This is a genomic window from Polyangium jinanense (assembly GCF_028435265.1).
Taxonomy (GTDB): Bacteria; Myxococcota_A; Polyangia; order Polyangiales; family Polyangiaceae; genus Polyangium; species Polyangium jinanense.
In genome coordinates, this window is sequence record NZ_JAGTJK010000054.1 from 67311 (window position 1) to 80235 (window position 12925).

The following is a 12925-nucleotide window of genomic DNA, read 5'->3' on the forward strand; positions in this document are numbered from 1 at the left end:
GGAGAGACGCGGCCTGCGGGAGGGGGGCCAGAAAATGCGCAGATTTGCAAGATCCTTCTGTCGCGTTTTCCAATGGGCGCCGCGCATTCTCCGGCGGCGCCGACGCACTCGTTGCGACAAACCTCTCAGAACCGCTTGCCCGCACCGCCGAGCAGCCGCATCGCGAACGCAGCGGCGATATCGCTCTCCCTCGGATGGGCAGCATCCTGCTGGCGGAAGAAGTACGTCTCCGCCGCCACCTCGCCTAGCAGGTAGAACCCCGCGGGCAGATCGACCGTGGCATCGAGCCCCGCACCCACGTGACCGGCAAAGCTCGTGCGGGCAGGCGCGACGCCGCGCGTGACGAACGATTCGTTCAAAATCGCCGCCCCCGCAGAGATGCCGAGGTCGAGGCTCACGACGGGGAAATCCCAGGCATGCGCGAGGCGCACCGAGAGGTCGAGCTCGTCGGTGTCGGCCGAAAGAACGTCATTGGCGAAGCCGCCGCGGCAGGCGCCGAGCCGCGGCGTGACGCTGAGGTGCTCGGTCTCGATCGCGTACCCAGCGAAGAACCCGTGGCAAGGCGACGCGCCCTTCCAGAACGACGTACGCAGGCGGTAGCCGGCCTGCGGGCCGTGCACGGCGCCCGCGCGCGCCTGCCCCTTGCGCACGAGGCGCGCGTAGGCGACCTGGGTCAGCGTGTCGTCCCGCAGGACGGCTGCCTGGCCAGCGCTCAGCGTGATCGAGCCCTCGAGGAGATAGTCCTTGTCGCGGCCGCGCACGAAGTAGGTACCGGGCTTGACGCTGATCTTCCGGCCGACATCACGCGCCGAGACCTCGGCGACCACCGGGCCGGCGCTGCTCCCCCCGAAAAGCAAATACGATCGGCCCGCGGGTAGCTCCAGGGTCGCGCGGCCCGAGGCCCCGGCCGGGAGCGAGGTGAGCAGGACCTTGCCCTGCCCGCGCAGCTCGTAGCGGAAGGTGGGGTGCTGCGTGCCCGCGAGCGTGCGGCTCGAGGCGCGTAGGGTGTTGTCGTAGGCGTGGTCGTACGCCTCTTCCAGCTCGACGAGGCCATCGCCATTGTCGTCCGCGGCGCCCATCAAGCCGGACACGAAGTAATGGGTGAAGAACGAGCCCTTGAGGGCATCGGACTCCTGCGCGTCCTCGTTGGCCGAGCTCGCCGTGAGAAAAACGACGCCCTCGCCCGCGAGGCGGCCGTCGATACGGATGTCGACCGGCGCCGCGGGGCTCCCTCCCTTCACCCGCGTGAGCGCGCCGGATCGGCAGGCGTCGAGGACGAGGACACGGAAGCTCGCGGCCGAGCCGCGTACGAGCTGCTCTAACTGCGGCAGATCGAGCGTGGTCCTGCCGAGGTGCAGCGCCGTCGCGTCGGCGTGCCCTGAGTAATAAACGACGGCGATGACCTGCACGTCCGGAGCCGCCGCCTGGCGGATCCGATCGTTCATTGCGATCAGCGTGGCGCGGACGGTGTCGGCGCCCTCGCCCCGGAGCAGCACCATGTTCGCCGGGGGAAAACCGCCGAGGTCCTTGAGCACGTCGTGAACCCGGGTCGCGTCGGATTCGGCGTAGCGCAGCTCGACATCCCCCGGAGCGCCCGCGTTGTTGCCGATGATCACGGCGAAACGCTCGATCCGCGCCCACGCGAACGTGGTCGAAAGAAAGGTCGCGAGGAAGACGCCAAAGATCCAGAGTGACTTCATGGAGCCTGTCGCTTGACGAAGGAGACGCGATCGACCTCGCAGCCGGCAGGGATCGGCGGGCTCTCCGGCGCGGCCTCGAAGGCGACGCGCAAAGGCTCGAGCTCGATGGAATCGGCGCAGAAGAGGGCGTACGTCGTCTCCGCGCCGAGGACGGCGTCGAGCACCGTGCTCTGCTCGAGCGGCACGTCGTTGCCACGCGTAATGCGCACGGCCCGGGGTGCGGTGGGGTAATACACGCTGGCCTTGCGCGCGCCGTCGACGCTGATCAGGGCGAAATAGGCGGCGTCGCGCTGCATCGTATACGTGAACTGGAGGGCATCGCCGGGATAGACGATCTCGCCGGCCGCGCCGGGCGTCACCGCGTCGCCGTGTTTCACGTAGAAACCGACGCGGGGGCGGCCCTTGATGCGGGTGGCATCGCCCGGATCGTCGCCGGCAGGCCGCGCCCGGAACCAGAACGCGAACGCGGCGGCGGCGGCGAGCACCACGGCGACCCGCGGGGCCCAGCGGGCGAAGCGCCGCACCTCGGCCGCCGGGCGTGCAGCCGGGAGCGGGGGCGGATCGGCGAGGAAGGCTGCGCGGCCTGCCTTGATCTCGGTGAGGCGCGCCGCGCAACGCGCGCAGCCTTCGAGGTGCACGCGCGCCTCGCGCCCGGCCGCGGCGTCGAGCTCGCCCGCGACGAGGCGGTCGAGGCGCAGATCGGAGAGGCAGGTCTCCGGTCGAGAGCGCGTCAAGACAGGTCGCATCGTTCACCCTCCGCGTGGGACGCGGCCCACGTCTTCACCCGATCGAGCAGGTTGCCGACATGCCGGCGCGAACAGCCCATGACGGCGGCGATCTCCTCATGCGTCATGTCGTCGAGGTAGTAGTAAACGGCGGCTGTCGCGAGGTCCTCGGGCAGCTTGGCGAGCAGGTCGCGCACGAGCGCGCTGGCCTCCGCGGAGGGCGGCACGGCCTCGCCGCTGGCGGGCGCGACGCGCTCGTTCAGGATCCGCGAGCGCGTCTTGCCATCGCGCAGCTTGTTCAGGCAGAGGTTCGTCGTGGCGCTGTAGAGCCACGTCGTGAGCGAGCTCGTCCCCTGGAACTGCTCGGGGCGCTCGAGGAGTGATGCGAAGACCTCCTGCAACGCCTCGCGCGCGTCGGCCTCATTGCCGAGGAGGCGCGCGGCGCGGCGGAGCACCGAGTGCCCGTGCGCTCGATAAACTTGCTCGATGCTCTGCCGCCCCAGCATGCCGCCCGCTCAGAACCAGTCGATGCCCTGCGCCGGCTCGCCGAGGTGCACCTCGATGGCGGTGCCGAACCCGTTCGGCGCCTCGCGGAAAGTATCTTTCCCGCTACCGCAGTCCGGCTCCGGATGCTGCACGTCGCAATCGGCGAGGCACGCGTCGTAGTCGTCGGAGGACATCTGCGAGCACTGGTCATAGCACCCGTTGATGGCGTCGCCGTACGTCTGGTAGCACGCCTGGATCGCCTGCTTCTCTTCGGGGGTTTTTCGAACGACCTCCATCAGGTGGTACCCAGGCGAGGGCCGGCCACCGAGGAGGCTCTCCCAGATGCTGTTCGGCTCGAGCTCGTGGTCGACGTACACGAGGACGTGGTCCTCGCTCATGCCGAGCATGTTGGCCTCGACTTGCTCGAAGTCCGAGATCGACCCTTCGCTCGTGCCCGGCTTGACCGCGAGGATGAGCGCCAAACCCACCTTGTCCTGGCCCGATTCCTCCGCGGTGATGAGCGCGGCATCGGGCGGAGGCGTGAAGATCGGCAGCGTGAAGCTCGCGGGGAACTGGCCGCTCACGGCCGCGCTGGTTCCGAAGAGGCCATCCGGGTTTTGCTGGGGAAGCGACCAGATCAGGGCCACCTCGGCGGCCGAGGCCGTGCTCCCGTCGTTGACGACGGAGCCCTGGACGGTGGCGAGGGCTTCACCCTGGTAGTCCGGGTCGACCTGCGCGTCGCAGCCGGCGACGATGACAGAGGCGAGGGCGAAGCTGGCGAAGGTAACAAGGGAAAGGCGATGCAAGTTCATCGGCGGCGCTCCTTCGTTGAAGTTGCCGTGTCGCCTCTTTGGGAACGCGAGGCCCGAGCGATGGCACGGCCGCCGAAAAAAAATCTCGCCCGGGGTCCCCGAGGTCCCTCAGCGAGCCAGCAACTCCGCGGTCGCCTCCCAGAGCCGCGCCTGCAGCGCCGGATCAGCACCGGGGGCCGCGGGCGTCAGCGGCCGCGCGCCCTTCACCGAATAGTAGCCCCCGCTCACCGCGCCAAACGCCGGGTCGGTTGCAAGACGCACGATGATCCCCGCCCCGCGCTCCGGGTCGCCGATCCCGAGCCAGCGCAGCACCCGCTCCAGGCCGGCCGCGAAGCTGAGCTCACGGCCCAGGCCGGTCACGTTGAAGCCGGGGTCGAGGGCGTTCGTGGTGACGCCGGTGCCCGCGAGCCGGCGGCAGAGCTCCCCGGTGAACATGATGTTGAGCAGCTTGGTCGTGCCGTAGCGCAGCGACGATTCCCGCGCCGTGAAGGGCGTCGTGTCGGTCAGGTCCTCGGGAATCCGGAGCGCCCCGTGGCGGCGCGAGGCCTCCGAGGCGACATTCACCACCCGCGCCGAGCCCGCCAAAAGGCACGCCCCCAGGGTTTGGGTGAGCAGCCAGGGCGATAGGTAGTTCACCGCCACCATTTCGGGGAACCCCTCGGCGGTGATGCGCTGCTGGAAGGCGTGAATGCCGGCGTTGTTGATCAGCACATCCACACGGCCATAGGTATCCGCGATCTGCGCCCCCATCCGGCGCACGTCCTGCATGAGCGCAAGATTGCCGAAGACGAAATCGACGCGTGCGCCCGGCGCGGTGGTGGCGAGGAGCGCGCGCGTCGCGTCGGCCCGGGCGTGATCCCGCGCGGTGAGGACGAGGTGTGCGCCGCGCCGTGCCAGCGCGATGGCCGCGCGCTGGCCCAGGCCGTTCGTGGCGCCGGTGATGACGGTGATCGGGTGGCTGGACATGGCACCCTCGCGGATCAGAGCGGCGTCGCGTACAGGATATTGACGCACATCTCGTCGCCCGTCCCTTCACCAAATGTCGTGATGCCCGTGCGCCCGCGCGTGTCGTAGGTACACGTGGTGCTGATCATGCTGTCGGCGCCAAGATCGAGCGGCGTCTCGTTCCACCACAGGTTCTGCCAGTGGAAGTTCCAGCGATCGACGTCGACGAGGCATTGCTCGGTGCCTTGTGTCTTCGCCAAGGAGCGCAACGTGCGGCCAGCCGTGTGCATGTGGGGCAAGACGCCCCAGGAGCGGATGCCCTTGAAATCGGGGAGCCATGGCTGGGCGAGGACCGACAGCGGCATCTCGCCTTTGGCCTCGGTGTGTGCCTGGCCGGGTGGCAAGGAGATATCGGGCGTGCCCGTCGGCAGAAAGAACGCCGATTGCAGCCCGGGGTCCTTGCTGAGCTGGAACTTCATCTTGGAGCGGTCGGTGAACGGGCCCCCGGTCGCCGGCACGTTGTAGTGCATCTGAATGATCAGCTTGCGACCCGCTGCATAACGAAGCCCCGTGCCCGCGGGCAAAACCGTCGCGCCGCTGCCGGGAGCCCAGATGCCGGCGATGGACGCACGGACCCCGGCGCCCCCGAAGCAACTGTATCCCGCCCCCTCGTCGGCGGCATCCAGGGCGACCGCATCGGCCTCGGACGTGTCGTCCTCCAGCATGAAAAGGAGCACGTGATGCACGATGCGCGCGTCGCCCGGCTGAATGTCGTAACCCGTGATGAACGCGTCCGCGGAAACACCGGGATCAACGACGAAGCAACGATAGTCGTCCGGCTCGGCCCCGCTTGGATGGGGTGTGTAATCGATACCCAGGTCGAACTCGACGATCTCTCCGGTCAGCTCGGGCCCGTCCTTCTCGGGCGCCGGGGGCGCGTCCGCAGGGTCGCCGAGCGGCGCGCCCGCTTGGGCCCACCTCTGGAACAGCGCGATCTGCTCGTCGCGGAGCCACCGGGCATTTTCGAACGTATTGCACGCGCCGTCGTTGTTGACCGGCATCGGCGGCATCGTACGCGCCTCGGTCGCCGCCGCCATCGCGGGCGCCATCTTCGCCGCGACCGCGGCGTCGGTGAGGGAGAACTTCCCAATGCCGCCCGGCTGATGGCAGGCGGCACACTCCGCGTTCACGAGGGGTGCGATGTCCTTGTAGTACGTGGGCACCGCTCCCGTACCTTTCGAATCCTCGGCACCGCTGCAGCCGATGAAGCCGACGAACGCGACCACCGAAGTGATTGCATGGTGGGAAGTCCTCATGCTGTCCTCCTGGGCGTCGATCCTGAGGCACCGCATGTCATCTTCCAAGGACCCGAGGCGACACTTACCGGACAGTTCACGCCAGAGGACCGTCATCGTGAGCCTGATCGCGCCCTTCGTGCGCCACGCTTTGCGCGCTGGATGGTCCGACCAGGCGCTCACGGACCTATGTGCGCGCCATGGCATTCACCGCGCCGCGTTCGACGATCTCACGGCCCGCATCCCACAGGCCGGGGCGATCGCGATGCTCGGCGAGATCTGCGCGCAATGCGGCGACGAAAACCTCGGAATCCACCTCGCTCGCGAGGCCGATCCGAGCTGGCTGTCCATCCCGGGCATCCTCGGCATGAACGTCTCGACCGTGCGCGAGGCGTTCGAGCTCGGGAACTATTATGGTCGCCGGTTGAACCCCACCGCGCCGGGGGTCGGCATTCACCTGAGCGATGACGGCCTGTTTCACCTCCTCCACAGCCTCGATCCGGACGAGGCATCCTGGCCACGCCAATTCGTGGAGGCCGACCTCGCCACCGTGCTCGTGCTCCTGCGCCGCTTCACGGGCGTGGACATCAAGGCGGTTCACGTGAGCTTCCCCCACCGAGCGCCCGCCGACGTCGGCCCGCACGTGGCGCTCTTCGGGACGACCGACATTCGTTTTGATGCGCCGTTCGCAGGGCTCGCGCTGCCGGCGTCCATTCTCGATTTCCGCCACCGGAATCCCGATCCCGGCCTCGCCGCATACCTGCGCCGCCACGCCGATGCGCTGATCGAAAAGATCGGCGGTGACGACATCGGCCACGCCGTCCGCCAGAGCCTGCGCGCGGAGCTCGAGCGCGGCGCGCACGCGTCGCTCGGCGGTGCGGCGCGCACCCTCAAGATGACGAGCCGCACCTTGCAACGGCGCCTCGCCGAAGCGGGCGTTCGGTTCGGCGCGCTGCTCGAGCAAGTCCGTTGCGAGATGGCGATCGATCTCCTGCAGCGTCCAGACGCCGACTTGCAGGACATCGCCGAGCGCGTCGGTTTTTCGGACGCGCGCTCGCTCCGCCGCGCATTGAAGCGGCGAACCGGACGGACTCCCTCGGAGCTGCGGCGGCACGACGACCGCGGCGCGTGACCCCTTCGGCTTCACTGCATGCAGATGCCATTCATGCAGCCGTTGTCGACGCAGTCGAGCGGCGAGTTGCACGACTCTCCACTGAGCTTGACGCATCGGGAATTTTCACAGCGATAGCTCGCGCACTCGACGTCGGAGAAGCAAATCTCACCGGGGCGCAGGAGACAGCTGCCAAAGCCGTCACAAACGTTCGCGCCACCGCAGGTTGGGGCATAGTCTTGTGCGTACTTCGGCAGGCTCGAACAGTCCCCCTCCGCGTTGTTGCAAGTGGTGCAGACCCCCTCGCATGGGCCGTTGCAGCAGACACCGTCGACGCAGAACCCGCTCGTACAATCATTCGCCTCAGAACACGGCAATCCGAGGCACATCCCGCATGCGCCGCCGCAGTCCACCCCGAACTCCGGCCCGGACTGGATGCCGTCGTCACAACGATAACACTCGTTATCGCTACAATGTCCCCCGTCGCCACAATCCGCGTCGAGGACGCATGCGACACATTCGGAACGCTCGCCCTCGCTGCAGACTCCGAGCGAGCACGGGGTTCGCGCGGCCGCGTTCACGTGGACGCACGTCGAATCCACGCAGGACCAAGCGTAACACTCCGTCGCAGGACCGCAGTCCGTGTCCCGAATGCACGACGAGCAGCCAGGGTCGTCATGCGAACAGATCAGCGTGGCCTCTTCGATTCCCAGAAGCTGCCGGCATCCCCCGAGGAGGAGAACACCCAGCAAACGGAAGACAAGTCGCTTGTACATCGGTCCCCTCGATCACAAGCAAATATGGTTCGTGCAACTATTGGAAATACAGTCGGAGTTGTATTGACACGAGTACCCTTTCTTGATCTTGCACGTCGTTCCGGCGCACCCCTCGGCCGGGCTGTTGCATGTATCGACATCGGGCTGCCCGAACGGGACGGGCTTGCATGCGCCGGTGAGGTCGCATTCCTTGCAAACCCCGTCGCAAGCAGCGTCGCAGCACACCTTCCCTCCCCCGACACCCGCCGCGAAGGCGCAATACCCGGACGCGCAGTCGCTGTCCGCATCACACGGCGTTCCGCCACACTTGCCGCAGTTGGCTCCACAGTCCGTGTCCGTCTCGCCGTTGTTCTGCACCCCGTCGTGACAGGTCGTGCAGGCTCCCTGGAGACAACGCTCCATCCCCGGGCAGTCGCCGTCGACCATGCATTGGACGCAGTCGCCCATTGCATTACATCGCCCCTTCACGCCGCTCTCCATGATGCAGATTTCACCATCGATCCAAGGGACCACGACCGGCGTCCACTCGATACACGTCCACGCCATGCAAGTGTCCGCGATTTTCGGAGCATCGTCGATGTCCGCCACGAGCCTCGTGCCACCCTTGCCATCGCAGACCCACTTCTGGCAGTCGCCTGGGATGCCATTCTCGAGGGAGGGATAGCCGTCGTCATTGTAGAGCGCAGCACATTGCCCTTGGACGCAGACCCACTTCAAGCAGCTCGTCGATTGCCCGCAATCCGTGGGCAGGTTGCACGTGCTACAAGCGCCTTCCAGGCATTCCGCGCAAGAAGGCTCATCGGGCGGCGTGCCATCGGGCAGGGGCCATGACGCGAGCTCGCCGTCGACGCACCCCTCCTTCGTGCATGGATTTCCGTCGTCGAAGGACCCGACTTTGTCGGCCTGGACGATCGCGCAATGGCCGCCCGTGCATTCCGCCACATTGCAGGGCAGTCCCGTCACGCAATCCGTGTAGTCGCTACATGGGATCAGGCAAATCCCGAAGTGACACATGCCGTGCAGATTCCCCCGGAAACAGGGGTGACCATCCCCGAGATACGAGTGCGTCGCCGTCCCGGACTCGCATTGGTCGAGGGTACATGGATCGTCGTCTTGCAGATCCGCACAAGGCTGCGCACCGCCGCAGCCACGCGAGGCCCCGACGACGAGCAGCATGAGGAAGAGCGTAGCGCTCCGTGCCTTCGCCCCCCTGGCTTGCGGCACCCTCTCCCCACCCAACCGCGTGAGCCGCATAATAGGAACAGATTATCGACGCGCCGACGGCGGAGTCAATCTTTTTAATCCGCGCTTCCTTCGGGCGATATACCCAGCGGACTACGGTTTTCAACGTAGGAGCCCCATGTCACGCGAACGTCGACGCATCGCGTTGGTCCTTCTCGAACTTTACGTTCACGCCTCGCCTAACGTCTCGATCCATAAAGGTCTTTTTGAGGCGTGGGCATCCCCGCGGACGCAGAAGGCAACGGAGGGGGAGCCGCGGAACCACCTCGAACCTTCACCGACGACGATTTGGCGGTGGACGACGGCGCAATGCGTGGTGAGATTGCTCTGGACGTTATTGCTGCCTGGGAGATCATTGAAGAGGCCGTGGGGGCATTTTCCTCTTGACGTGGCGCTGTGTTCGTGTGCTCCGCGGGCGCGGCTTCGGGCGCGATGCCCACCGGTGCCGCTGCGCCGTCGCCCACGGCGCGCGCGCCGAATTGCGAGCCCAGGACGACGCCCAGCGCAACGAGGCTCGTCACGCCGAGAATCCCGGCGACCCAGCGAGCCCTCGGACGCCGGGTCGCCTCGTTGGGCCCCGTCGCCAGAGGGACCAGACGCTGCGCGGTCGACAGCCCCGAGGGCACATCTCTCGACGGCGCGCCGCGCTTCGTCGATACGGGCCCCGGCTCGGACGCGCCGAGCATGCGGGCGATACGACGCGAATACACGGCGGCCTCCTCCGACCCGAAGGGCGCGAGCTCGGCCGACAATGCAGCGACGCTCGGAAGCCGCGCGGACATGTCCTTTTCGAGGCACGCCATCACCACCGCCTCGAGCTCCGGCGGCACATCGGGCCGAAGGACACGAAGCGACAAGGGGGGACGATGCAGCACCGCGTGGATCATCGCGTGTGCCGTGCTCACGCCCTCGTGGTGAAAGGGGGGCTTGCCCGACAGCGCGTGGAAGAGCGCGGCGCCGAGCGCCCACACGTCCGCGCGGGCGTCCAACCGCTCGGGGGTGGCGATCTGCTCCGGGGCCATGTACGGCGCCGACCCCATGGGGCGTGTCGGGTCGAGACGCTCGGTCCCCGACGTCGCCCACTTCGCGATACCGAAGTCCAGCACCTTCACACACGGCGAGCCATCCGCGCCCTGCGCGAGGAAGAGATTCGCCGGCTTCAGATCCCGATGCACGATTCCCAGCGTATGGGCCTCGCCGATCGCCTCGCAGGCCTGGAGGATGATATCGACGGCGTCGACGATGGGCAGGGGCCCCCGCTCGCGCAGCACGTGCGCGAGATCGTGCCCCTCGAGGTACTCCATGGTGATGTACGGCGCCCCGTCGTCCAGGGCGGAGACATCGAGGACACGCGCGACGTGCTGGCTCCGCAATCGGGATGCCGCGCGCGCTTCGCGGATGAAGCGCCCCACATCGGCTGGGCTCGCGGCACCGTGCATCAACTTGATCGCCACGAGCTGATCGAGCGCCAGGTGACGAGCCGCTACGACGACTCCCATTCCCCCGGCGCCGAGTACACGCTCGACGCGATACTTGTCGTGGATGATCTGCCCAATCGACAGGCCCGGCAGCATGAGGGACGGCTCCTGCCCTGCCTCACCAGGTGAGGCCCATGGAAACGCCGGCACTCGTCGGAGAAAACGTCGGAACGACCCACGCGTGCGTGGTGCGTGTTGCGGGACGAGAGGTCGTTGCGACGACGAACAACGTCGCCCCGAGCAGGAAGGATGCACCCGCCACGGAACCAACGACCGTCGCGGTGTCGGCGAGGGCAATGGACTCGTTTCGAAGCGCGACGCCCTCGGCGTAACACTTGTTCTGATCCTGGGGAAGACAATGCTCCTTGGAGGCATCGTCCTTGTCCTTCGCGACGGATGCCAGCGCGCCCGTGACGATCCCTCCAGCGAGCGCAACGCCCATGAGCACGAACCCCGCGACCGCCGGCGCCCTGCGGTACAGCGGGAGGGAAGGCGTTTTTGGTTCGACCGCCACCTCGAGCAAGGGAATCTCGACCCGCACCGTGCCCGGTCCACGAATCGTCTGCTCGACCTTCCAGGACGTTCGGCCCGGGGCCCGGGCCTCGATGACATGCGTGCCCCCGTCGAGCGGGACGGCCGTGCCCCATTGAGCCTCCGCGACAGGCGCGCCGTCGCGCAAGATGGTCAACCCTCGACTCCTGCTCGAAGCGGGGACGATCACGGAAAGCCGCGAGAGGCGTCCTTCCAGATCGCGCGCGCGTCGCGCCGCTTCCTCCGCGCGCGCCGTATTCCCGTCACGCCGCGCGATCACCTCTGCTTCGCCGAAGGCCGTGAAGGCGCTCGCCGTGCGTCCCTGCTTCTCCAGGCAGTCGCCCAGGTTCAGCGCCGTTCCCGATGCGGGATCCAGGCGATGGCTCTCCTCGAATTTCGGGCACGCGTCGGCGATCTTGCCTTCGTCGAGCAGACGGCGCGCATCGTTGAAAAGCGCCTCCGCCGCGGCCTTGTCTGGGAGCCCCTGCGCGAGGCAGGGTCGCGCGACAGCGAGCGCGAGCGCGAAGGTGCAGACGAGCCTCATCCCTTTCGCCAGCGCGCGCTCTTCCACGGTACGCTCCCCCCCCGAGGACCATCCCCCAGCTCCGCAACCACACCTACAATGTAATTCCACCATACGCGTCTCCCTGGCCGCTGCCAAGTATCTCGTTGCACCGTCCTCCGGCGGTCTTCGGCGTCCCACGGCCCGGCTCCGAGGGGGGATCCATCGACCGGGTCGAGGAGGTCCACGACCGGGTCCAGGAGGTCACTCGACCGGGTCGAGGCGGTCACTCGACCGGCTCCAGGCGGTCCGCGACCGGGTCGAGGCGGTCCATGACCGGCTCCAGGAGGTCACTCGACCGGGTCGAGGCGGTCCACGACCGGGTCGAGGAGGTCACTCGACCGGGTCGAGGCGGTCACTCGACCGGCTCCAGGCGGTCACGCGATCGGCTCCAGGAGTGTGGTCAAGACCGCGACGTTGCTGCTCGGCGCGCTCATCCTTCCTTTGGCGGCCTGCACGGTCGAAATGGAGCAGGAAAACGTCAGCGATACCTACATGAGCTTCGAGGAATTCGAGGCTCGAGTCTACCGAGAGCCGTCTCCGTCTACCTACGCTTAAAAAAAAGCCACCTATACGGAGAAAGCAAGCCACACGAGTACACTCAACTATTTTGACTCACATCTCATCGCCTGATATCCGGTTGCGCCGAAGACAGAACCGCCCGGACAACCGGGCATTTATTTCCTGGGAGAATACCATGCTGGGTCAGCTTCGTCGTGTGGTTGTGCAAAACAAGGGCAAAGTCGCCATTGCGGTCGCAGGGATTCTGGCCATGGGCGCCGTGACGACAAAGGCGCTGGCCGGGTTGAAAGTCTCGGTTCCGGTGACTGTGAATCTCGCCAGCGGCACCGCCAGTGGGTCGATCGGAACGGCCCGCAACACCGCCAACGCCATCGAGTGGATCGGGTGTGGCATCTCGTATACGACGGGTGGCGGGCCGCTGGTGACCTGTCAGGCGACGAACACCACGGGTACCAGCTTGAGCTGTGTCGCGGACACGACGGATGCCTGGATGCTCGACGCCGTGGAGTCCATGCCGTCCGAGGCATTTATCTCGTTCCACAGGAATGCGGGGGGGCGGTGCGACAGCATCGAGTGGCGTAACCACTCGTACTTTGAGCCCAAGCTGCCATGACCTGAGATACCGGGACCCCCACGCAAGAAAAATCGTCAGTCCGTAACCGACGCAGCGGCGAGCTGCGGCGTGAAGGGTCGACGGTTTTTCGCGACGCTGTAGACCGCACCGAGCAGCTTGCGCATGG

General features: G+C 67.0%; 11 protein-coding genes. 2 read left to right on the forward strand and 9 right to left on the reverse strand.

Features of this window, described 5'->3' with window-relative positions:
- Nucleotides 1-125: 125 nt before the first annotated feature.
- The 6 genes from KEG38_RS45985 to KEG38_RS46010 all read right to left on the reverse strand — a co-directional run bounded on the left by KEG38_RS45985 (nt 126) and on the right by KEG38_RS46010 (nt 5984).
- Nucleotides 126-1700, reverse strand: a complete 1575-nt coding sequence (locus KEG38_RS45985; RefSeq protein WP_272427130.1) for a caspase family protein — start codon at nt 1698-1700, stop codon at nt 126-128.
- A complete protein-coding gene (locus tag KEG38_RS45990; protein ID WP_272427132.1) occupies nt 1697-2446 on the reverse strand; it encodes an anti-sigma factor in 750 nt (249 codons plus the stop codon). Before KEG38_RS45990 ends, KEG38_RS45985 begins: the two co-directional genes overlap by 4 nt.
- A complete protein-coding gene (locus KEG38_RS45995; protein WP_272427133.1) occupies nt 2431-2931 on the reverse strand; it encodes an RNA polymerase sigma factor in 501 nt (166 codons plus the stop codon). Before KEG38_RS45995 ends, KEG38_RS45990 begins: the two co-directional genes overlap by 16 nt.
- A 9-nt stretch (nt 2932-2940) precedes the next feature.
- Nucleotides 2941-3723 carry a hypothetical protein gene (locus tag KEG38_RS46000; protein WP_272427134.1) on the reverse strand — a complete coding sequence of 261 codons (783 nt, stop codon included), beginning with the start codon at nt 3721-3723 and terminating at the stop codon, nt 2941-2943.
- A 108-nt stretch (nt 3724-3831) separates the two neighbouring features.
- On the reverse strand, nt 3832-4689 hold the full coding sequence (locus KEG38_RS46005; RefSeq protein WP_272427135.1) for an SDR family NAD(P)-dependent oxidoreductase: 858 nt from the start codon (nt 4687-4689) through the stop codon (nt 3832-3834).
- Nucleotides 4690-4703: 14 nt separating this feature from the next.
- Nucleotides 4704-5984, reverse strand: coding sequence for a monooxygenase (locus tag KEG38_RS46010; RefSeq protein ID WP_272427136.1), 1281 nt, complete (start codon nt 5982-5984; stop codon nt 4704-4706).
- 97 nt (nt 5985-6081) lie between these two features.
- Here KEG38_RS46010 and KEG38_RS46015 point away from each other — a divergent pair, with 97 nt between their 5' ends.
- Nucleotides 6082-7095: an AraC family transcriptional regulator gene (locus KEG38_RS46015; RefSeq protein ID WP_272427137.1), complete on the forward strand. Its 1014-nt coding sequence runs from the start codon at nt 6082-6084 to the stop codon at nt 7093-7095.
- Between the two features lie 767 nt (nt 7096-7862).
- Here the strand turns inward: KEG38_RS46015 and KEG38_RS46020 are convergent.
- From KEG38_RS46020 to KEG38_RS46030, 3 genes are all read right to left on the reverse strand, one after another.
- Nucleotides 7863-9026 (reverse strand): hypothetical protein, encoded by a 1164-nt coding sequence (locus KEG38_RS46020; protein WP_272427139.1) that lies wholly within the window; start codon nt 9024-9026, stop codon nt 7863-7865.
- A 245-nt stretch (nt 9027-9271) separates the two neighbouring features.
- Nucleotides 9272-10666 carry a serine/threonine-protein kinase gene (locus KEG38_RS46025; protein WP_272427140.1) on the reverse strand — a complete coding sequence of 465 codons (1395 nt, stop codon included), beginning with the start codon at nt 10664-10666 and terminating at the stop codon, nt 9272-9274.
- Between the two features lie 22 nt (nt 10667-10688).
- Nucleotides 10689-11672 carry a tetratricopeptide repeat protein gene (locus KEG38_RS46030; RefSeq protein WP_272427142.1) on the reverse strand — a complete coding sequence of 328 codons (984 nt, stop codon included), beginning with the start codon at nt 11670-11672 and terminating at the stop codon, nt 10689-10691.
- A gap of 688 nt (nt 11673-12360) precedes the next feature.
- Between KEG38_RS46030 and KEG38_RS46035 the strand changes: the two genes are divergently transcribed.
- Entirely contained in the window at nt 12361-12798 is a 438-nt protein-coding gene (locus tag KEG38_RS46035; protein ID WP_272427144.1) for a hypothetical protein, read from the forward strand.
- Nucleotides 12799-12925 lie beyond the last annotated feature (127 nt).